The following is a 20,382-nucleotide window of genomic DNA, read 5'->3' as shown; positions in this document are numbered from 1 at the left end:
CTTCATGCCAGACACTCCCCAGCCCCACCAGAACCACCTCCTTGCCGCCTTGCCCCCCGAGGCGCTGGCGCGCCTGCGCCCGCACCTGAAGCGGATGGAATTGCCGCTGGGCAAGGTGCTGTACGAATCGGGCGATGCCTTGCGGCACGTATACTTCCCCACCAACGCCATTGTCTCGCTGCTGTACGTGATGGAAAACGGCGCCTCGGCGGAGATCTCGGTGGTGGGCAACGAAGGGCTGGTCGGCGTGGCGGTGTTCATGGGCGGCGAAAGCACCCCCAGCCGCGCCATCGTGCAGAGCGCCGGCCATGCCTGGCGCCTGCCGGCGCAAAGGCTGAAAGACGAGTTCAACCGCCACGGCGACATGCTGTTGCTGATGCTGCGCTACACCCAGGCGCTGATCACGCAGATGGCGCAGACCGCCGTGTGCAACCGCCACCACGCCATCGACCAGCAATTGTGCCGCTGGCTGCTGCTGTCCCTGGACCGCCTGCAGGGCAACGAACTGACCATGACCCAGGAACTGATCGCCAACATGCTCGGCGTGCGCCGCGAAGGCGTCACCGACGCTGCCGGCAAGCTGCAGCGCCTGGGCGTGATCGAGTACAGCCGCGGGCACATCAAGGTGCTCGACCGTGCGCGCCTGGAGCAACTGAGCTGCGAATGCTACGCAGTGGTGCGCAAGGAAACCGAGCGCCTGCTCCCGTACCTGCCGTGAAAACAACTGTCTTGAAACCGCGTTGCCGGTATCGCGACTAAAGTCGGCTCCTACGCCGTGCGTGGTAGGAGCCGGCCTTGGCCGCGATGCAGACGACGCGATCGGCGGGGGGCGCGCGTCCCTGTAGCAGCTGCCGAAGGCGGCGTCCGGGTTCTCCCCGCTGTGCCGGGGAAAATCACGGCGCCTCGGACGCAGCCTGCGGCAGCTGCTACGGGTATGATGGGGGCCTGTCCCGCCTGTTTCGGTTTTTGCCATGAACATCAGCATCCTCTACGCCCTGGCCGCCGCCGCGCTGTTCGGCGCCAGCACGCCGCTGGCCAAGTACCTCGGCCTGTCCATTCACCCGGTGCTGCTGGCTGGCCTGCTGTACCTGGGCAGCGGCGTCGGCCTGCTGGCCGTGCGGCTGCTGCGCGACAAGGGCTGGCAGCGCCCACGCCTGGCGCCCGGCGAGTGGCCGTGGCTGCTGGGCGCCATCGGCTTTGGCGGGGTGCTGGGGCCGGTGGCGCTGATGCTGGCGCTGACGCGCACCCCGGCGGCCAGCGCCTCGCTGCTGCTGAACCTGGAGTCGGTGCTGACCGCGCTGCTGGCCTGGGTGGTGTTCAAGGAAAACGCCGACCGCCGCATCGTCCTGGGCATGGCGGTGATCGTCGCCGGCGGCGTGGTGCTGGCGTGGCCCGGCGCCGGCCTGCAGCTGCACAGCCTGCTGGGCCCGCTGGGCGTGGCGGCGGCGTGCCTGTGCTGGGCCATCGACAACAACCTGACGCGCAAGGTATCCGCCTCGGACGCGCTGTTTTTGGCCGGCATCAAGGGCCTGGTGGCCGGCGCGGTGAACACCGCCCTGGCGCTGCTGCTGGGCGCGCAACTACCGGGCCTGGCGTTGCTGGCGCCCACTTTGCTGGTGGGCCTGGTGGGCTATGGCGTCAGCCTGGTGCTGTTCGTGCTGGCGCTGCGCGGGCTGGGCTCGGCGCGCACCGGGGCGTATTTCTCCACGGCGCCGTTCCTGGGCGCGGCCATCGCCCTGCTGGTGCTCGGTGAGCCGGTCACTGCCAGTTTCTGGCTGGCGGCGGCGCTGATGGCCGTGGGCGTGTGGATTCACCTCACCGAACACCACGCCCACGAACACCAGCACGAGCCGATGGCCCATACCCACCCCCACGTGCATGACGAGCACCACCAACACAGCCATGATTTCGCCTGGGACGGCATCGAGCCCCATGTGCACCCGCACCAGCATCAGCCGCTGCGCCACAGCCACGCGCACTTCCCCGATATCCACCACCGCCACGATCACCCGTAGCAGCCGCCCACCCGTTTGTGGAAGATCGTGGTGGCGCACAGGCCGCCCGCCGGCCACAGGGCGTAGGCTGGCACCTGCCCGGTCACCTGCCAGCCCAGCCGTTGGTACAGGCGCTCGGCGTCGCCGCCGGAGGCGGTGTCCAGGACCAGGACGCTCTTGCCTTCGTCGATGGCTGCACGCTCCGCCGCCTCCATCAGCGCCTGCCCCACGCCCAGCCGGCGGCCACGGCGGTGCACCAGCAGCTTGGCGATGTCGGCGCGGTGCGGCTGGTTCTCCGGCTGGGCCAGCACCACCTGCACCGTGCCCAGCAGCTGCCCGCCTGCGTCCTCAGCCACCAGCAAGGCCCGCTCGCCCGCTTCGACGCTGGCGCGCAGGCCCTGCCAGAACGCCTCGGCACGCGCCTGCGACAAGGGCAACATGAAGCTCACCGAGGCGCCGCCTTCGACGCAGTCAATGAGGATGTCGGCGAGCTGCGCGCAGGCGGCGTCGTCGAGATGGGTGAGGCGTTTGATGTGCATGGGGCTGTCCTTAGCGGCGGCTGTCAGTGACGATGATCACGGCGTAGCGCGCCGGCTCGCCGTGGGGGTTGTGAAAACGGGTCGGCTTGTCCAGCGGAAACGCCAGGCAGTCGCCGGTTTCAAGCTGGTACAGCTGCTCGCCCACCTGGATATCCATGCGCCCGGCCAGCAGCCACACTTGCTGGTCCACCCGCACGTCACGGGTGGAGGTTTCATAGGCCACCGACGCGCCGGCCGGAAACTCCACTTCCACCAGCTGGATGGGCGACTGCGCGCCGCTGGGCGAGACGTTGCGGCGGATGTAGCCTGATTGCGGGTCGCGCCATTGCAGTTGGTCGGCGGCGCGCAGCAGTTGCCCTGCCTCTTCGGCAGGTGCTTCGAACAAGGCTGAAAGCGGGACGCCCAAGGCGGTGGCGAGCTTTTCCAGGACCACGGCGGTAGGGCTGCTCTGGCCGCGCTCAATGAGGGAAATCATCGAGCGGCTGACGGCGCTTTTTTCCGCCAGGGCTTCTAGCGACAGGTGCAAGGATTTGCGCAGGGTGCTGATACGGGTGGCGATGCGGGTGTTGATGTCCATGCGGAAGGCCGTAACGATGGTGTCACCACATTATCCATCATGATGGATTTATTCGTCAATATGCTGGATATAATCCCACAAACGTCGGACGCCGCGTGGAAACCGGCTACGCTGAATCTCTCGCCCTGTCGCGTGTTCGAGGTGTGTCATGGCACGTATTTACCCGCTCCCCCTCCTCGCCCTGGTGCTGCTGACGGCCTGCGCCGGCCCCGGGCAACCGCCCATCAAACCTGTCTCCGCTGCCGCCACGCCGCTGACTGACGCGCAAGTGCGCCAGACCCTGATCGGCAACAAGCTGACCAACATCGGCACCTCCGGGCGCCCGTACTCGTTGAGCTTCCGCGGCGATGGCACGGAGATCTTCCAGATGGGCGGCGACACCCCGGTCACCGAACACTGGACCGTACAGGACGGGGTGATCACCTTCACCTCGCCCAACCAGCCGGTGGAACGCTACCGCCTGCTGCAGGACAAGGATGACTATTGGCTGGTGGACCCGCAGACCGGTGCAGTGCATTACCACTACTCGCTGGCGCCGCAATAACGCGGCGTCAACCGTTCGGCGCAATGGATCCCAGATGTGCACGGGCTCATCTAGGCTTTGATTTGTCCCGAAAAAATGGTTTTCGGGCTATCGAAGAGGGTGTGCCATGAACAACAGGACTCTCGCCGCCGCCTCACTGCTTGCCCTGCTGGCCGGTTGCGCCAGCACCTCCAACCACGAACCGCCCCCCGTGCCGCCGGGTGCGGTGACCCTCAACGATGGGCAGGTGCGCGATACCCTGGTAGGCAAAAAATTCTATGGCACCACCCGCATGGGCTACCCCTACTCGCTGGCCTTCGCCGCCGATGGCACCGACGTGTTCAGCATGAGCACCGAGCAACCCGTGGCCGAAAAATGGACGCTGAACAACGGCACCGTGTGCCTGATCATGAAGGACTACCCCACCGAATGCAGCCAGGTGAAAATGGCCGAAGGCGCCTACTGGTTCGTCGACCCGAACACCGGCAAGGTCAATTCCTGGCTGAGGCTGAACCCGTAGCCTGGCGACGCTCGCACTGACGTCATCGCGACTAAAGTCGGCTCCTACACCGTCCGTGGTAGGAGCCGACTTTAGTCGCGATGCAGACGACGCGATTTCTACGAGGGAACTGCCACCATCAGCGAACACTCCCATTGCTCTCGACTAACGCAGCGCAAACATAGGTGTGGACCTGATGCAGGGTAGCCAGGATTTTCTCGCGGTTGCCTAAGCGTCGGTTCACGTACAAGGGGCTTGGATGGCCGCAGCTGAACACTTTAAGATCAGGCCGGACCGTAGCGATCAACGCCGCCGCCTTCTCCGCTTTCCTGCCCAGCAATACGACAGCTCGCAGCACTGGCAGCAAGGCCAGTAAACGCGGCAATGGTCGAAGCCCTGCTACAAGATCTTTCGGCGTAGCAGGGCGAATTCTTGTGCCGCTACCGATATACCAGGGCACCACGTTCCAGAGCACCGTCTGCTTGCGCTCAAGGCCGGCAACAGCACTAAGCTCAAAGATGTTTTTTGCGGTTTCATCCGGGTTGTTGCGGGAGATGAAGCCCGAGGCGACCGCCTTGGCGCCAGGTGCCTCAAGCAGGAACAGCACCTGGGCCGCAATGCCTGCATCCCACGGGTCGAAGTAGGGAATGTGGGCATCAGGCCCGGCTTCGTCCCGAAGCTCCTGAACGAACGCATTCAGCGTGGTGACATGGCTTGCGTGAATCTGGCTCAGGCGCGTGGCCTTGTGGTCCGGATCCTTCAGGGTCTTGGGTCCGTCAAGTATCATTGTGGATGCTGCGGCAATGGATGAGTGCAGATCATAACTCCCCAGTGAAACCAATGGCTTGCCATTCAGGTTCCGCACGCAGCCCCCGCAAGCCCCATCAAGGAGAAGCCGTTGAAAAAAAGCGAACTCCCGGTCAAGACCTGCTTGGTCTGCGGGCGGCCGTTCAGCTGGCGCAAGAAATGGGCGCGCTGCTGGGACGAGGTCCGCTACTGCTCGGAGCGCTGCCGCCGCCACACACCGCCGCCCCCGTAGCAGCGGCCGCCAGGTCGCGTCCCGGCCGCCGCTACTCCTCCATCAGGCCTCTGGATTCAATGTCGCGCTGTCGATGACGAAACGGTACTTCACATCGCCCTTGAGCATGCGCTCGTAGGCCTGGTTGATCTCGTCGGCGCGGATCAGTTCGATGTCGGCGGTGATGCCGTGCTCGGCGCAGAAATCGAGCATCTCCTGGGTCTCGGGAATACCGCCGATCATCGAGCCGGCCAGGGTGCGGCGCTTCATGATCATGTTGAACACGTTGGGCGAGGCATGCGGCGAGGCCGGGGCGCCCACCAGGGTCATGGCGCCGTCACGCTTGAGCAGCACCAGGAAGGCGTCGAGATCGTGTGGCGCGGCCACGGTGTTGATGATCAGGTCGAAGCTCTTGGCGTGGGCGGCCATCTGCGCGGCGTCGCGCGACACCACTACTTCGTCGGCGCCCAGGACCTTGGCAGCCTCGCGCTTGGACTCGGACGTGGTGAAGGCCACCACGTGGGCGCCCATGGCGTGGGCCAGCTTGATGCCCATGTGACCCAGGCCGCCAATACCGACGATGCCGACCTTCTTGCCAGGGCCGGCCTGCCAGTGGCGCAGCGGCGAATAGGTGGTGATGCCGGCGCACAGCAGCGGCGCGACGGCGGCCAGTTGGCTGGCCGGGTGGCGCACGTGCAGCACGTAGCGCTCATGCACTACGATGCTTTCGGAGTAACCGCCCAGGGTCCAGCCCGGCGCGTCGGGGGTGGGGAAGTTGTAGGTGCCGATCATGCCGTCGCAGTAGTTTTCCAGGCCCTCCTCACAGTCCTGGCAGTGGCGGCAGCTGTCCACCAGGCAGCCGACGCCCACCAGGTCACCGACCTTGAAGCCGCTGACGTGGCCGCCCACGGCGCGCACGCGGCCGACGATCTCGTGGCCGGGCACGCAAGGGAATTGGGTGCCTTCCCACTCCGCGCGGGCCTGGTGCAGGTCCGAATGGCAGACGCCGCAGAAGGCGATGTCGATGGCGACGTCGTGAGCGCCAGGCTCGCGACGGTGGATTTGCAGGGGTTCAAGCGGCTTGTCGCCCGCGTGGGCGCCGTAGGCGTGTACTGGCATAACAGGGTTCCATGGATAGTGGCTGGCGGTGGCCAGCGCTCGCCCCCATGTTCAACGTTGGTGCCGGTGCACCGTTAGAGCAATCCGGTTGAATGCTTGCCTGATCCTGCGAGCGGCCGCTGCGCGTGGAACTCCAGCGTGAAACCCCGTTCTAGACGCTGCTGAAACCATTTCGCTATCATTGGCGGTTTTCCCTGTTGCCAGCCCTGAAGAACGGAGCGACGCATGACCATCCAGCAATCACCGGGGCTTGTGCTGCCCGCGCGCGCCGCCGCCAAAATGGAAGCCGCCATGGCGGTGGGCAGTTTCGCCATCGGCACCGGCGAGTTCGCCATCATGGGCCTGATGCCCGACATCGCCACCAACCTGCACCTGAGTGAACCGCAGGTGGGCCACGCCATCAGCGCCTACGCTCTGGGCGTAATGGTGGGCGCGCCGCTGCTGGCGATCCTTGGCGCCAAGCTGTTGCGCAAGCACCTGCTGATGCTGCTGATGGTGTTGTACGCCGTCGGCAACCTGGCCACGGCCTTCACCCCCACGTTCGCCAGCCTGGTGGCGTTCCGCTTTATCAGCGGCCTGCCCCACGGTGCCTATTTCGGCATTGCCGCGGTGGTGGCGTCGAGCATGGTGCCGGCCAACAAGCGCGCCGGCGCTGTGGCGCGGGTGATGATGGGCCTGACCCTGGCCATGCTGCTGGGCAACCCCATCGCCACCTTCCTGGGACAGTTCTTCGGCTGGCGCTCGGCGTTCGCCCTGGTGGGCGCCATTGCCATCACCACCATCGCCCTGATCTGGCGCTTCGTGCCGGACCGCCATGACGAGCCGCGCAGCGACCCGCGCAAGGAAATGCGCGCGTTCAAGCAGCCGCAGATCTGGATGGCCCTGAGCATCGGTGCCATCGGTTTCGCCGGCATGTTCTGCGTGTTCAGCTACCTGGCGCCGACCATGCTCGACGTCACCCGCGTGAAGCCGGAATGGATCCCCTTCGGCCTGGCGGCGTTCGGCGTGGGCGGCATCATCGGCAACATTGCCGGCGGCAAGCTGTTCGATCGCCTGGGCTTCCGCGCCGTGGGGCTGCTGCTGGTGTGGTCGATGGCCGTGCTGCTGTTGTTCCCCGTCGCCGCCGGCTCCCTGGCCGGGGTGATGCTGGGCATCGGCCTGGTGGGCACCATGGTGGCCCTGGCGTCGCCGCTGCAGATCCGCCTGATGGACATCGCCCACGAGGCCCCGAGCCTTGCGGCGGCCTCCAACCACGCTGCCTTCAACCTGGCCAACGCCCTGGGCCCATGGCTGGGCGGCATGGCCATTACCGCAGGGCTGGGCTGGACCAGCACCGGCTACATCGGCGCGGCGACGGCGTTGGTGGGGTTGGGGCTGTACCTGGTGGCGCGGCGGATGAAGGGTGGGGAGTAGAAAAAAACCCACCCCACCGTCCGCACAGGCGGGCCTTGCACGATGTGAAGTGAAGGCCTGGCAAACCAGGCCTTCACGTTTAAAGCGTACGAAACTGTTTCAGGAAAGCGTCAACCTCAGCGAGCGACCTACGAGCATCCTGGAACAGCTCCTGCAACTCCTTGTCATCGCCCTCATAACGCCACAAGAGGCGTCCACCGTTATCCAGCAGGGCGATGCGCACGGTGGAGAGCCAGCTGAAGTTCTGTTCATCGATAAAATGCCTGAACCTGGCCTCATAGACCGCTATGCGTTGGTCGCGGTAGGAGGTAACGAGAAACAGGTTGATCACCTCATCCGAGTCTCCCCCAAACCACGCCGGTACGTCGTCAATGGACCACGCGATCGAACGACGTGAAGTTTCCTCAATAAGCTTCAGGATCAAATTGCCTGCCAACCTGTCTCTCATATCCCACCCGCCGATCGATCTTTTACAAGGGTTTTGAGGTGAACCGAAAAGCCCTGCAACTTGTTATGAACATCCCAGGCGCGGGATGATGAGAACGTGTGATACCGATTTTTCTTCCACCATAGATAACCGGTCGTCCTGACGATGGTGTGCAGCGCTTAGTACCGCGCGCATGTCCGTCATGAGCCCCGAGAGTTCGAAAATCGCTTCAGGTACCCTGACCTTGTTTTTCAAACTGCTGCTTATCGACTCCGCACACAACAAGATGCCCACTGTCAGGAAAAAACTGACGATGGTAAGCACCGTCCCTACTTTATCCGTCAACTCCCATAGCTTCCCTGCTTCCCACATTCTGCCGCCTCGAATCGAAACAACTGAGGGTCGACATGGTAACCGCCGTGGCCTGACTGGACCTAGGCGCGAATTGTTACCAGCGATAATCCGGGGCCTTCACGGGCTGGGCGCCACGGGATGGAAGGTGCTGGGGGCGATCGCCGTGATCCAGCTGCTGGGCATACTGGCCCTGCTGCACCGCCGCCGATCTCCCCCGTAGCAGCGGCCGTCAGGCCGCGTCAAAGCCTGGCACACCGCGGTGTGCCGTGACGCGGCCTAAGGGCCGCTGCTACAGTGGGGCGCGTTTTTCTCCTGGGAACCGTTTCTGGCATGCCTGTGGTTGCTCGCTTCACCGCTTTTCTTGATCAGGCCCGCCGCGCCGTAGCGCTGGTGTGGAGCACTTCGCGCCCGCTGTTTGCCGGGCTGGTGCTGGCCACGCTGGCGGCGGGCATGCTGCCGGCGCTGGCGGCGTGGATCGGCCAGCGCATCGTCGATGCCGTGCTGGCGGCCATGCAGTTGCACGCCAGCAGCGGCCAGGCGCCGCTGTGGCCGGTGCTGCGTTATGTGCTGGCCGAGGCCGGCGTGCTTGGCCTGCTGGCGGCGGCGCAGCGTGGGCTGTCGGTGCAGCAGGCGCTGCTGCGGGTGCAACTGGGGCAGAAGGTCAACCTGCTGATTCTGGAAAAGGCCCAGACCCTGTCGCTGCTGCAGTTCGAGGACTCGGCCTTCTACGACAAGCTGGTGCGCGTGCGCCGCGACGCCTCCACGCGGCCGCTGGGCCTGGTGACCAAGGGCCTGGGACTGGTGCAGAACCTGATCTCGCTGATCAGCTTCGCGGTGCTGCTGGTGCACTTCTCGCCCTGGGCGCTGGCGATCCTGGTGCTGGGCGCGCTGCCGGTGTTCTTTGCCGAGGCGCATTTTTCCGGCGACGCCTTCCGCCTGTTCAAGCGCCGCGCGCCCGAAACCCGCCAGCAAGGCTACCTGGAGGCGCTGCTGTCCCAGGAGGCGCACACCAAGGAGGTCAAGCTGTTCGGCCTGGCGCCGCTGCTACTGCAACGCTACCGCGACAACTTCACCCGCCTGTACGCCGAGGACCGCCGCCTGACCCTGCGCCGCGACGGCTGGGGCTTCGCCCTGGGCCTGCTGGGCACCGCGGCGTTCTACCTGGCCTACGCCTGGGTGGTGCTGGACACGGTCAACGGCCAGACCACCCTGGGCCAGATGACCATGTACCTGGTGCTGTTCAAGCAGGGTCAAAGCGCCATCAGCGCCAGCCTGGGCGCCATCGCCGGCCTGTACGAGGACGGCCTGTACCTGTCCGACCTGTACGAATACCTGGGCCACCCGGTTACCCCCGCGCGCGGCACCCTCACCCACGGCATAAAGCCCGGCGACGGCCTGCGCTGCGAACAGCTGGGCTTCCGCTACCCCGGCGCCAGCCGCGATACGCTCAGCGGCATCAACCTGCACCTGGCGCCGGGCCGCAGCCTGGCGCTGGTGGGCGAGAACGGCTCGGGCAAGACTACCCTGATCAAGCTGCTCACCCGCCTCTACACCCCGGACCACGGCCGTATCCTGCTGGACGGCAGCGACCTGCAGGACTGGGACGAACACGCCCTGCACCAGCGCATCGGGGTGATTTTCCAGGACTACATCCGCTACCAGATGACCGTGGGCGAGAACCTGGGCGTGGGCGACGTGCGCGCCTTCGGTGACCAGGGCCGCTGGCGTGATGCCGCGGCGCAGGGCATCGCGGCTGACTTCATCGAACAACTGCAGCATGGCTATGCCACCCAGCTGGGCCGCTGGTTCGTTGGCGGCCAGGAGTTGTCGGGCGGGCAATGGCAGAAGGTCGCGCTGTCGCGCGCCTACATGCGCCGCGACGCCGATATCCTGATTCTCGACGAACCCACCGCCGCCCTGGATGCCGGCGCCGAGGCGGCGGTGTTCGAGCATTTTCGCGAGTACGCGCGCGGGCGCATGACGCTGCTGATCTCGCACCGTTTCTCCAGCGTACGCAGCGCCGACCACATCGTGGTGCTGGACCAGGGCCGGGTGCTGGAAGAAGGCAACCACCCGCAGCTGATGGCCGCCGGTGGGCGCTATGCGCAGCTGTTCGACCTGCAGGCCCAGGGCTACCGCTAGCCCCCGTTGCAATAAGGCGGCGTGATTGCTTCAATGACGCCCCCGCCCCTCGCTAAGGCTTGTCATGATCGAACTGAACCAGGTCACCGCCTACCAACAGGAAAACCGCGTCTTCGACCAGCTGTCGCTGCACATCGGCGACCGCGAGCGTGTGGCCATCCTGGGCCCCAACGGCGCCGGCAAGAGCACGCTGCTCAAGCTGATCAACCGCGAGATCTACCCGGTGGAGCGCCCTGGCAGCTTCCTGCGCCTGTTCGGTCACGAGACCTTCAACCTGTGGGACCTGCGCGCCAAGATCGGCTTCGTGTCCCAGGACATGCAGGAAGACTACACGCCCTACACCTCGGCGCTGGACGTGGTGATTTCCGGCTTCTTCGGCGCGATGGGCAGCCACGCCCACCTGCAACCCAATGCCGAGCAAATCGCCCACGCCCGCGAACTGCTGGGCCAGCTGGGCATGCAGATCGACGAACAGCGCATGTTCCAGCGCCTGTCTACCGGGCAGAAACGCCGCCTGCTGCTGGCCCGCGCCCTGGTGCACAACCCGCGCGCCTTGATCCTCGACGAACCCACCGCCGGCCTGGACATGGGCGCCAGCCTCAGCCTGCTGAGCCTGATGCGCGAGTTCTGCCACGACGACCGGGCGATGATCATCACCACCCACCACATCGACGAGATCATCCCCGAGATCGAGCGCGTGGTGCTGATCAGCCAGGGGCGCATCATCGCCGACGGGCCCAAGGCCCAGGTGCTGACCAGCGAGCAGCTGTCGAACCTGTACCAGACCCAATTGCAGGTCAGCGAGCACGACGGCTGGTACCGCTGCTGGCACGGCTGAACCCTGTCACCTATTCAAGGAGTTGCAATGCACACGTTGCCCATCACCGCCGTGCCGGAGCTGGATTTCAACCTGGAAGCCGCGACCCGGCTGGGCCAGGCGCTGGCGGATGACTACCGCGCAGCCACGCCGTTCGCGCACATCGTGCTCGACGACTTCCTGCCCCAGGACCTGATCCAGCGCATCTGCGAGACCTTCCCCGTGGAGGCCACCGCCAACGAGACCCTGTACGAGCGCGGCTACAAGGGCCAGCTCAAGCGCCAGATCAGCCCCAACGAATGCCCGCCGTACCTGCGCTCGGTGTTCGCGGTGTTCAACTCGGCGCCCATGCTCAGCTTCCTCGAACAGATGACCGGCATCGAAGGGCTGATCCCCGACCCGTACTTCGTCGGCGGCGGCCTGCACGAGACCAAGGCCGGCGGCTTCCTGGGCGTGCACTCGGACTTCCGCCTGAACAAGAAGCTCAAGGTGCAGCGGCGCATCAACGCCATCATCTACCTCAACCCCGAGTGGGAAGAGGCCTACGGTGGCCACCTGGAGCTGTGGGACAAACCCATGCGCACCTGCCTGAAGAAGGTGTTGCCGGTGTACAACCGCTGCGTGATCTTCAACACCGACCCCGACAGCAACCACGGCCACCCCGAGCCGCTGACCTGCCCGCCGGACCGCTCGCGGCGCTCCATCGCCCTGTACTACTACACCGCCGACCTGCCCGAGGCCGACCCCAACCAGCGCCACAAGACCCACTACAAGCCCCGCCCCAAGGACCTGGTGAGCCCGGGCTACTACATCAACAAGTTCTTCAAGAAAAAACGCTGACCCTTGTGGGAGCTGGCTTGCCAGCGAGCTGTTGAAGGCCCAACAGCTCGCTGGCAAGCCAGCTCCCACAACGCGCAACTGCTACGCTACTGGCATCACAACAACAAGATGCCCGGCCATGAACATCCTCCACGACGAGCGCCTGGACGGTGCCCTGCCGCAGGTCGACAAGCAGGGCCTGATCAACGCGCTGATCGGCGCCCTGCCCGACCTCGACCTGCTGTACCGCAGCGAAGACCTCAAGCCTTACGAATGCGACGGCCTCTCGGCCTACCGCACCACGCCGCTGCTGGTGGCCCTGCCCCGCCACCTTGAGGAGGTACAGACTATCCTGCGCATCTGCCACCAGCGCCACGTGCCGGTGGTGCCCCGTGGCGCCGGCACCGGCCTGTCAGGAGGCGCGCTGCCCCTGGCCCAGGGCGTGCTGCTGGTGCTGGCGCGCTTCAACCAGATCCTCCACATCGACCCGCAGGCACGCACCGCCCGGGTGCAGCCGGGGGTGCGCAACCTGGCCATCTCCCAGGCTGCGGCGCCTCATGGCCTGTACTACGCGCCGGACCCATCGTCGCAGATCGCCTGTTCCATCGGCGGCAACGTCGCCGAAAACGCCGGCGGCGTGCACTGCCTCAAGTACGGCCTGACCGTGCACAACCTGGTCAAGCTCGAGGTGCTGACCGTGGAAGGCGAGCCCCTGACCCTGGGCAGCGACGCCCTGGACAGCCCCGGCTTCGACCTGCTGGCGCTGTTCACCGGCTCCGAAGGCATGCTCGGCGTGGTCACCGAGGTCACCGTGCGCCTGCTGCCCAAACCCCAGGTGGCCAAGGTGCTGCTGGCCGCCTTCGACTCGGTGGAAAACGCCGGGCGCGCCGTGGCCGATATCATCGCCGCCGGCATCATCCCCGGCGGCCTGGAGATGATGGACAACCTGGCCATCCGCGCCGCCGAGGACTTCATCCACGCCGGCTACCCGGTGGACGCCGAGGCGATCCTGCTGTGCGAACTGGACGGCGTCGAAGCCGACGTGCACGAGGACTGCGCGCGCGTGCGCCAGCTGCTGGAAGCGGCCGGCGCCACCGAAGTACGCCAGGCCCTGGACGAGGCCGAGCGCGTGCGCTTCTGGGCCGGGCGCAAAAACGCCTTCCCCGCCGTGGGGCGGCTGTCGCCGGACTACTACTGCATGGACGGCACCATCCCGCGGCGCGAGCTGCCCGCCGTGCTCAAGGGCATCGCCGCGCTGGCGGCCGAGTACCAGCTGCGCGTGGCCAACGTCTTCCACGCCGGCGACGGCAACATGCACCCGCTGATTCTGTTCGACGCCAACCAGCCCGGCGAGCTGGAACGCGCCGAGGCCCTGGGCGGCAGGATCCTGGAGATGTGCGTGGCGGTGGGCGGCAGCATCACCGGCGAACACGGCGTGGGCCGCGAGAAAATCAACCAGATGTGCGCCCAGTTCAACGCCGACGAACTCACCGTGTTTCACGCCATCAAGGCCGCCTTCGACCCCAGCGGCCTGCTCAACCCCGGCAAGAACATCCCCACCCTGCACCGCTGCGCCGAGTTCGGCGCCATGCACATCCACCACGGCCAGTTGCCGTTCCCTGAACTGGAGCGCTTCTGATGAGCCTGGACACGTTGCTGGACGCCGTACACCAGGCCATCGCCAGCGCCACGCCGCTGCGCATCCGCGGTGGCGAAAGCAAGGCGTTCCTGGGCCGCCCCACCCCGGGCACCCCGCTGGACACCCGCGGGCACCGGGGCATTGTCAGCTACGACCCCACCGAACTGGTGGTCAGCGTGCGCGCCGGCACGCCGCTGCGCGAACTCAACGCCGCGCTGGCGGAGGCCGGGCAGATGCTGCCCTGCGAACCGCCGGACTTCGACGGCCAGGCCACGGTGGGCGGCATGGTCGCTGCCGGCCTCGCCGGGCCACGGCGGCCGTGGAGCGGCGGGGTGCGTGATTTCGTCCTCGGCACGCGGGTGATCACTGGCACCGGCAAGCACCTGCGCTTTGGCGGCGAAGTCATGAAAAACGTCGCCGGCTACGACTTGTCGCGCCTGCTGGCCGGCAGTTTCGGCAGCCTGGGGCTGCTCACCGAAGTGTCACTGAAGGTGCTGCCCAGCCCGCGCTGCAGCGCCAGCCTGACCCTCGACCTGGGGCCCGCCGAAGCCCTGCGCCGGCTGACCGAGTGGGGCCAGCAGGCGCTGCCCATCAGCGGCGCCTGCTACCACGACGAGGTGCTGCACCTGCGCCTGGAGGGCGGCGAAGGCTCGGTGGCGGCGGCCCGCGAACGGCTGGGTTGCCGCGCCGCCGACGCGCAATTCTGGGTGGACCTGCGCGAGCAGCGGCTGCCATTTTTCCGTGACCCACGACCGCTGTGGCGGCTGTCGCTGCCGTTCAACGTCGGCCTGCTGGAGCTGCCGGGCACGCAGCTGCTCGATTGGGCCGGCACCCAGCGCTGGCTGAAATCCGACGCCGAGGCCGGGCAGATTCGCGCGGCGGCCAGCGCCCTGGGCGGCCACGCCAGCTGCTTCAGCAGCGGTGCCTGCGACACACCGTTCCAGCCGCTGGCCCCGGCCCTGTTGCGCTACCACCAGCAGCTCAAGGCGCAGCTCGACCCCCACGGCATTTTCAACCCTGGCGGCCTGTACCCGGAGCTCTGACATGCAAACCCACCTCAGCGAACAGGCGCGCCAGCTGCCGCGCGCCGCCGAAGCGGAAAAGGTGCTGCGCAGCTGCGTGCACTGCGGCTTCTGCAACGCCACCTGCCCCACCTACCAGCTGCTGGGCGACGAACTGGACGGCCCGCGCGGGCGCATCTACCTGATGAAGGAAATGCTCGAAGGCGCGCCCATTACCGCCGCCACCCAGACCCACCTGGACCGCTGCCTGAGCTGCCGCAACTGCGAGAGCACTTGCCCCTCGGGCGTGGAGTACCACACCCTGCTGGACATCGGCCGCGACTTCATCGAGCAGCAGGTGCCGCGCCCCCTGGGCGAACGCCTGCTGCGCGGCGGCCTGCGCGCGGTGGTGCCGCACCCGGCGCTGTTCACTGCGCTGACCCGCGCCGGCCAGGTGCTGCGGCCGTGGCTGCCCGGCGGCCTGCAGGCCAAGCTGCCGCGCCAGGCTCGGCCGGCCGGGGTGCGCCCGCCCATCCGCCACCCACGGCGCATGCTGATCCTGGAAGGCTGCGTGCAGCCGGGTTTCTCGCCCAACACCAACGCCGCCACCGCGCGGGTGCTCGACCGCCTGGGCATCAGCCTGCTGCCAACACCCCACGCCGGCTGCTGCGGCGCCGTGGACTTCCACGGCAACGCCCAGCACCGCGGCCTGGACCGCGCCCGGCGCAACATCGACGCCTGGTGGCCGGCGGTGCAGGCCGGCGTCGAAGCCATCGTGCAGACGGCCAGCGGCTGCGGCGCCTTCGTCAAGGAATACGGCGTGCTGCTCAAGGACGATGCGCATTACGCCGACAAGGCCCGCCGCGTCAGCGCCCTGGCCCGGGATTTGGTCGAGGTGCTGCGCGACGAACCGCTGGATGCATTGAACGTGCACGGCGAGCTGAGCCTGGCCTTCCACTGCCCCTGCACCCTGCAACATGCGCAAAAACTGGGTGGCGCCGTGGAAGGCGTGCTGACGCGCCTGGGCTTCAGCCTCAGCGCGGTGCCCGACGGCCACCTGTGCTGCGGCTCGGCGGGCACCTATTCGCTGACCCAGCCGGCGCTGGCCCGGCAGCTGCGCGACAACCGCCTGGGCGCGCTGGAAAGTGGCCAACCGGACGTCATCGTCACCGCCAACATCGGCTGCCAGACCCACCTCGACGGCGCCGGCCGCACCCCGGTGCGGTACTGGATAGAAATCATCGACGAGGCCCTGCCACCCCCGTAGCAGCCGCCGCAGGCGGCGTCCTCCACCCGCGGCGCATCAGGTACACCTCAGCGCCCGGGACGCGGCCTGCGGCCGCTGCTACGGGGTGGGGGTCGACAATTGCTGGTGGATCATGGCCAACGCTTCGGCAACCGAGAGCCGGGCGGTATCGACGGTGAACGGCGCGGGCAGCCAGGGCTCGTACTCGTGGGCCAGCACCGAGGCCCAGCTGGGCGGCACCAGGCCGGGCACATCGACGCTGCGAGACTGGGCGCGGCGCTGGTGCTCGGCAAGGTCCGAACACACCACCTGCACATCCAGCAGCGCCACCCCGGCGGTCACCGCCACGTCGTGCCACGCCTGGCGGCTCTCGGCCACGGGGTTGACGCAGTCCACCACCACCCGGTTGCCCAACTGCAGGTTGCCCAGCGCCACGGCATTGGCCACCCGATAGCCATTGGCCCCCACCTCGCAGCCGGCGTTGCGCAGCGCCTGTTCGATGCTGTCGAGGCGCACATACAGCGCGCCCATGTGCCGGGCAAGGGCCTTGGCCAGGGTGGTCTTGCCGGTGGCGGGCAGGCCGCTGAAGACGATGAGCATGGCTTCTCCTTGGTTACCCGGCCGATGCTGCCCGCATACCCGGCCCGCCGCAAGCACGACCGACGCCCCTTGCATAGCTATAGGGGGTATACCTATACTGCGCGCATTCACATTTCAGGTACCTCCCATGGGCCACATTGCTTCCAACCGCGACGACCTGCTCAAGCGCGTCAAGCGCATCGCCGGGCAGATCCAGGCCATCGAGCGCGCCCTGGAGGGCGACCACGACTGCGCCAAGACCCTGCACCTGGTAGCCGCCACCCGCGGCGCCATCAACGGCTTGATGGACGAGATCATCGAAGACCACGCCCGCGAACACGTCGCCAACCCGGCCCTCACCGACGCCCAGCGCAACCAGGGCGTGGAAGAGCTGCTGGAAGCCATCCGCCGGTACTCCAAATGAGCGCCGCCCTGCACGGTCACAGCCACGTGTTCCTGGGCTCGGCCCACGCCGAGAACGCCCGCCGAACCCTGTGGGTGGTGGTGCTGACAGTGGTGATGATGGTCGGCGAGATCGCCGCCGGCTATTTCACCGGCTCCATGGCGCTGCTGGCCGACGGCTTTCACATGGCCACCCACGCGGTGGCGCTGGGCATTACCGCGGCGGCCTATGCCTACGCCCAACGCCACGCGCAGAACGCCCGCTTCAGCTTCGGCACCGGCAAGGTCGGCGACCTGGGCGGCTTCGCCTCGGCGCTGATCCTGGGGCTGGTGTCGCTGGGCGTGGCGATCGAGTCGGTGCAGCGCCTGTTGCACCCGGCGGACGTGCAGTTCGGCACCGCCACCCTGATCGCCATTGTCGGCCTGCTGGTGAACGTCGCCAGCGCCCTGCTGCTGGGGCATGGCCACAGCCACGGCCATCACGACCATGATCATGATGACCATCACCACGACCACCATGCCCATGACAACAACCTCAAGTCCGCCTACGTGCACGTGATCGCCGACGCCTTCACCTCGGTGCTGGCCATCGCCGCCTTGCTGGCCGGCCGCTACCTGGGCTGGGTGTGGCTGGACCCGGTGATCGGCATCGTCGGCGCGCTGGTGATTGCCCGCTGGGCCTGGACCCTGATGGGTGCCACCGCCGCCGTGCTGCTGGACCACACCGACGACCACGTGGCGGAAGAAGTCCGCGCACTGGTGGAGGCACCCGGTGACGCCACCATCACCGACCTGCACGTGTGGCGCGTCGGCCCTGAAGCGCGCGCGGCGATTGTCAGCGTGGTGGGCCAGGCGGGCGTTTCGGCCGAGGCCATCCGCGAGCGCCTGGCGCCGGTGCATGAGGTCAGCCACCTGACCGTGGAAGTCCAGCGACGGGGTCAGGGTTGATGGCCAAGGAAATCGAAAACCCCTGCACGGCGCTGTGCCAGCTCAGCGGCGACCTGTGCGTGAGTTGCGGGCGCAGCAAGGACGACATCCGCAAATGGAAGCGCATGAAACGCCCGGAAAAGATGGCCGCCGTGCAACGCGCCACCGCACGCCTCAAGGCCCTGAAAAAGAAATAGCCCCGTAGCAGCTGCCAAAGGCCGCGTCCGCACTCCTCCTGATACACCGCGCTGGCTGGGACGCGGCCTATGGGCCGCTGCTACGCTGTGTGCGTGGTTTCATCAAAGGAGGCAGCCCTTGAGTACTCTGGTTACCGGTGCCACCGGTTTCGTCGGCTCCGCCGTGGCGCGCCGGCTGTTGCAGCAGGGCCATGCCGTGCGGGCGCTGGTGCGGCCTGGGGCCGACCGCGCCAACCTGGCGGGCCTGCCCATCGAGGTGGTGGAAGGCGACCTCACCCGCCCCGACACCCTGGCCCGCGCCTGTGCCGGCTGCGCGGCGCTGTTCCATGTGGCCGCCGACTACCGCCTGTGGGCACCCGACCCCAACGACCTGTACCGGACCAACGTGCAGGGCACCGAGGCGCTGCTGCAGGCCGCCGGCGACGCTGGCGTGGCGCGCATCGTCTACACCAGCAGCGTCGCCACCCTGGGCATCCCGCCCGGCGGCGCCGAGGGCGACGAAAGCACCCCGGTGGCGCTGGCCGACATGATCGGCCACTACAAGCGCTCCAAATTCCTCGCCGAGCAACGGGTGCGCGAGCTGGCGGCCAGCGGCTTGCCGGTGGTCATCGTCAACCCGTCCACGCCCCTGGGCCCGCGGGACATCAAGCCCACCCCCACCGGCCGCATCGTCCGCGATGCCCTGGCCGGGCGGTTGCCCGCCTACGTCGACACCGGCCTCAACCTGGTGCACGTCGACGACGTCGCCCTGGGCCACTGGCTGGCCTTCGAGCACGGCCAGGTGGGCGAGCGCTACGTGCTGGGCGGCAGCAACCTGAGCCTGCGTGAAATGCTCGAACAACTCGCCGCCCTGTGCGGCCGCCAGCCGCCACGCTGGCGCCTGCCCCACGGCGTGGTGCTGCCCATCGCCCACCTGGCCCAGGGCTGGGCGCGGCTCACCGGCACGCAGCCCCTGGCCACCGTGGAAGAGGTGCGCATGGCGCGCAAGCTCATGTACTTCTCCAGCGCCAGGGCCCGCCGCGAACTGGGCTACGCCCCACGGCCGGTGCAGCAGGCGCTGGAAGACGCGGTGCGCTGGTTCAGCCGCGCATGAAACGCCGCGCCAGGCGCGCCAGTTTCGGCACGAAGGTGGGCCGCAGCAGCCGCTGGTCGTAGCCGCCCATGCGCCGCCGGTCCTCGGCCAGGCACAGGTCCAGCAAGGCGCCCACGCTCAGGTCCAGGCCGATCTGCTGGTTGCCGGTGAGGGCGAAATTGGCGTCCTGCATCTGCCCGGCGCCATCCAGCCCACGGGCAATACCGATGCGTTCCCACACCAGGAACGCCCACACCCGCGCCACCTTGAACTCAAACGCCAGCCGCTGCCACCACGACAACTGCCGCCGGTACCAGGCCACCCAGTTGGCGAAGAACAGAATATGCCGGGCCTCCTCCTGCACCACCGGCTCGAAGGTATCCACCAGCTCGGCGGGGAAATAGCCGGTGCGCTTGGCCGACTCGAACAGGCCGAAGGCGAAGAAACTGTCGATGCATTCGCTGTAGCCGGTCACCAGCCAACCCCACTGCGGGTCCTTGGGCACCAGGTACTCCGGCTCCGGCGCCAGGGCGATGCCGTAGGCCTCCACCAGTTTGCTCAACACCACCTTGTGCCGCGCCTCTTCGCCGCCGTCCATCACCAACGCCTCGTGCAGCAGCGGGTCGCGGACGGTGTGGGCGTAGGTGTGCACCTGCAATTGCGCGCGGCCTTCGGTTTGCACGGCGATGTCCCAGATGGGCAACGAGGTGATACGGCCCAGGGCTTCGTCGTCCAGCGTTGGCCAGAGCATGACGGCGGGTTTGTAGGGGTTGTGGGTGTCGAGCAGCATGCGGCAGAACAGGCGCTTGTGCGCCTCGGAGCCCACCTTGATCTGCCCAGGCTCGCTGCTGCGCCAGTGGCGCATGGCGTGGTCGGCTGCGTCGATGACGGCGTCACTGCACATGGTGTCTCCTTCTACGAAGTTCAGGTTTGAAGTCATGAACCATCTGTTGTTGCTGTTGATCTGGCTTTTGATCTGGCTTTTGATCTTGATCTGGCTCTTGATCTTGGCCCCGTTAAGCGCCCGGGCCGACCGGAGGCGTTGATCAAGCGGGCCTCGGCGGAGCCGAGGGAGACG

23 protein-coding genes are annotated in these 20,382 nt (G+C 67.1%); 16 read left to right on the top strand and 7 right to left on the bottom strand.

The genetic code is table 11. The features are described 5' to 3' along the window. The first annotated feature begins 4 nt into the window (after positions 1 to 4). The gene (locus ACWKWX_RS27680) at positions 5 to 718 is read left to right on the top strand and encodes a Crp/Fnr family transcriptional regulator (RefSeq protein WP_483829452.1); all 714 of its coding nucleotides are present in this window, start codon (positions 5 to 7) and stop codon (positions 716 to 718) included. Positions 719 to 971: 253 nt separating this feature from the next. After that, the gene (locus ACWKWX_RS27675) at positions 972 to 2,015 is read left to right on the top strand and encodes a DMT family transporter (RefSeq protein WP_483829451.1); all 1,044 of its coding nucleotides are present in this window, start codon (positions 972 to 974) and stop codon (positions 2,013 to 2,015) included. Here ACWKWX_RS27675 and ACWKWX_RS27670 read toward each other — a convergent pair. Both ACWKWX_RS27670 and ACWKWX_RS27665 read right to left on the bottom strand, forming a co-directional pair. Beyond that, positions 2,006 to 2,533 (bottom strand): GNAT family N-acetyltransferase, encoded by a 528-nt coding sequence (locus tag ACWKWX_RS27670; protein ID WP_483829450.1) that lies wholly within the window; start codon positions 2,531 to 2,533, stop codon positions 2,006 to 2,008. The genes ACWKWX_RS27675 and ACWKWX_RS27670 overlap by 10 nt on opposite strands. Before the next feature lie 10 nt (positions 2,534 to 2,543). Next, entirely contained in the window at positions 2,544 to 3,110 is a 567-nt protein-coding gene (locus ACWKWX_RS27665) for a helix-turn-helix domain-containing protein (RefSeq protein ID WP_473002720.1), read from the bottom strand. Between the two features lie 148 nt (positions 3,111 to 3,258). Between ACWKWX_RS27665 and ACWKWX_RS27660 the strand changes: the two genes are divergently transcribed. Together ACWKWX_RS27660 and ACWKWX_RS27655 are read left to right on the top strand one after the other, a co-directional pair. Continuing rightward, positions 3,259 to 3,654, top strand: a complete 396-nt coding sequence (locus ACWKWX_RS27660) for a hypothetical protein (protein ID WP_473002721.1) — start codon at positions 3,259 to 3,261, stop codon at positions 3,652 to 3,654. A gap of 106 nt (positions 3,655 to 3,760) precedes the next feature. Continuing rightward, positions 3,761 to 4,153, top strand: a complete 393-nt coding sequence (locus tag ACWKWX_RS27655; RefSeq protein ID WP_416424869.1) for a hypothetical protein — start codon at positions 3,761 to 3,763, stop codon at positions 4,151 to 4,153. A gap of 118 nt (positions 4,154 to 4,271) precedes the next feature. Here ACWKWX_RS27655 and ACWKWX_RS27650 read toward each other — a convergent pair whose 3' ends face one another. After that, entirely contained in the window at positions 4,272 to 4,997 is a 726-nt protein-coding gene (locus ACWKWX_RS27650; protein WP_483829449.1) for a uracil-DNA glycosylase, read from the bottom strand. 33 nt (positions 4,998 to 5,030) lie between these two features. Here ACWKWX_RS27650 and ACWKWX_RS27645 point away from each other — a divergent pair, with 33 nt between their 5' ends. Then, positions 5,031 to 5,171 (top strand): DUF2256 domain-containing protein, encoded by a 141-nt coding sequence (locus ACWKWX_RS27645; protein ID WP_483829448.1) that lies wholly within the window; start codon positions 5,031 to 5,033, stop codon positions 5,169 to 5,171. A gap of 42 nt (positions 5,172 to 5,213) precedes the next feature. Here ACWKWX_RS27645 and ACWKWX_RS27640 read toward each other — a convergent pair whose 3' ends face one another. Beyond that, positions 5,214 to 6,269, bottom strand: a complete 1,056-nt coding sequence (locus ACWKWX_RS27640) for an NAD(P)-dependent alcohol dehydrogenase (RefSeq protein WP_483829447.1) — start codon at positions 6,267 to 6,269, stop codon at positions 5,214 to 5,216. A 225-nt stretch (positions 6,270 to 6,494) separates the two neighbouring features. On the opposite strand from ACWKWX_RS27640, the gene ACWKWX_RS27635 reads away from it, so the two are divergent. Beyond that, entirely contained in the window at positions 6,495 to 7,682 is a 1,188-nt protein-coding gene (locus tag ACWKWX_RS27635; protein ID WP_416424873.1) for an MFS transporter, read from the top strand. A 79-nt stretch (positions 7,683 to 7,761) separates the two neighbouring features. On the opposite strand, the gene ACWKWX_RS27630 is transcribed toward ACWKWX_RS27635, so the two are convergent. Further along, positions 7,762 to 8,106 (bottom strand): hypothetical protein, encoded by a 345-nt coding sequence (locus ACWKWX_RS27630; RefSeq protein ID WP_483829446.1) that lies wholly within the window; start codon positions 8,104 to 8,106, stop codon positions 7,762 to 7,764. 687 nt (positions 8,107 to 8,793) lie between these two features. Here ACWKWX_RS27630 and ACWKWX_RS27625 point away from each other — a divergent pair. The 6 genes from ACWKWX_RS27625 (at position 8,794) to glcF (ending at position 16,148) form a co-directional block, all read left to right on the top strand. Further along, the gene (locus ACWKWX_RS27625) at positions 8,794 to 10,605 is read left to right on the top strand and encodes an ABC transporter ATP-binding protein (protein WP_473002727.1); all 1,812 of its coding nucleotides are present in this window, start codon (positions 8,794 to 8,796) and stop codon (positions 10,603 to 10,605) included. Positions 10,606 to 10,669: 64 nt separating this feature from the next. Continuing rightward, positions 10,670 to 11,443, top strand: coding sequence for an ABC transporter ATP-binding protein (locus tag ACWKWX_RS27620; RefSeq protein WP_416424876.1), 774 nt, complete (start codon positions 10,670 to 10,672; stop codon positions 11,441 to 11,443). Positions 11,444 to 11,470: 27 nt separating this feature from the next. After that, entirely contained in the window at positions 11,471 to 12,262 is a 792-nt protein-coding gene (locus tag ACWKWX_RS27615; RefSeq protein ID WP_483829445.1) for a 2OG-Fe(II) oxygenase, read from the top strand. A gap of 118 nt (positions 12,263 to 12,380) precedes the next feature. Continuing rightward, on the top strand, positions 12,381 to 13,880 hold the full coding sequence (gene glcD, locus ACWKWX_RS27610) for a glycolate oxidase subunit GlcD (protein ID WP_483829444.1): 1,500 nt from the start codon (positions 12,381 to 12,383) through the stop codon (positions 13,878 to 13,880). Next, positions 13,880 to 14,923 (top strand): glycolate oxidase subunit GlcE, encoded by a 1,044-nt coding sequence (glcE, locus tag ACWKWX_RS27605; RefSeq protein ID WP_483829443.1) that lies wholly within the window; start codon positions 13,880 to 13,882, stop codon positions 14,921 to 14,923. The genes glcD and glcE overlap by 1 nt, the downstream gene beginning before the upstream one ends. 1 nt (position 14,924) lies before the next feature. After that, entirely contained in the window at positions 14,925 to 16,148 is a 1,224-nt protein-coding gene (glcF, locus tag ACWKWX_RS27600; protein ID WP_483829442.1) for a glycolate oxidase subunit GlcF, read from the top strand. 78 nt (positions 16,149 to 16,226) lie between these two features. Here glcF and ACWKWX_RS27595 read toward each other — a convergent pair whose 3' ends face one another. Beyond that, positions 16,227 to 16,727, bottom strand: a complete 501-nt coding sequence (locus ACWKWX_RS27595) for a P-loop nucleotide/nucleoside kinase family protein (protein WP_483829441.1) — start codon at positions 16,725 to 16,727, stop codon at positions 16,227 to 16,229. A gap of 127 nt (positions 16,728 to 16,854) precedes the next feature. Between ACWKWX_RS27595 and ACWKWX_RS27590 the strand changes: the two genes are divergently transcribed. The 4 genes from ACWKWX_RS27590 (at position 16,855) to hpnA (ending at position 19,325) form a co-directional block, all read left to right on the top strand. Continuing rightward, on the top strand, positions 16,855 to 17,130 hold the full coding sequence (locus ACWKWX_RS27590; protein ID WP_416424882.1) for a metal/formaldehyde-sensitive transcriptional repressor: 276 nt from the start codon (positions 16,855 to 16,857) through the stop codon (positions 17,128 to 17,130). Next, positions 17,127 to 18,056, top strand: coding sequence for a CDF family Co(II)/Ni(II) efflux transporter DmeF (dmeF, locus tag ACWKWX_RS27585; RefSeq protein WP_416424883.1), 930 nt, complete (start codon positions 17,127 to 17,129; stop codon positions 18,054 to 18,056). The genes ACWKWX_RS27590 and dmeF overlap by 4 nt, the downstream gene beginning before the upstream one ends. Beyond that, positions 18,056 to 18,232: a DUF1289 domain-containing protein gene (locus tag ACWKWX_RS27580; protein WP_416424884.1), complete on the top strand. Its 177-nt coding sequence runs from the start codon at positions 18,056 to 18,058 to the stop codon at positions 18,230 to 18,232. The genes dmeF and ACWKWX_RS27580 overlap by 1 nt, the downstream gene beginning before the upstream one ends. A 118-nt stretch (positions 18,233 to 18,350) precedes the next feature. After that, positions 18,351 to 19,325, top strand: coding sequence for a hopanoid-associated sugar epimerase (hpnA, locus tag ACWKWX_RS27575; RefSeq protein WP_483829440.1), 975 nt, complete (start codon positions 18,351 to 18,353; stop codon positions 19,323 to 19,325). On the opposite strand, the gene ACWKWX_RS27570 is transcribed toward hpnA, so the two are convergent. Beyond that, on the bottom strand, positions 19,312 to 20,208 hold the full coding sequence (locus tag ACWKWX_RS27570; protein WP_416424886.1) for a ferritin-like domain-containing protein: 897 nt from the start codon (positions 20,206 to 20,208) through the stop codon (positions 19,312 to 19,314). The two genes, hpnA and ACWKWX_RS27570, sit on opposite strands and share 14 nt — an antisense overlap. Positions 20,209 to 20,382 lie beyond the last annotated feature (174 nt).

The organism is Pseudomonas imperatae, assembly GCF_057128625.1.
This window is presented reverse-complemented; position numbering and strand designations above follow the sequence as displayed.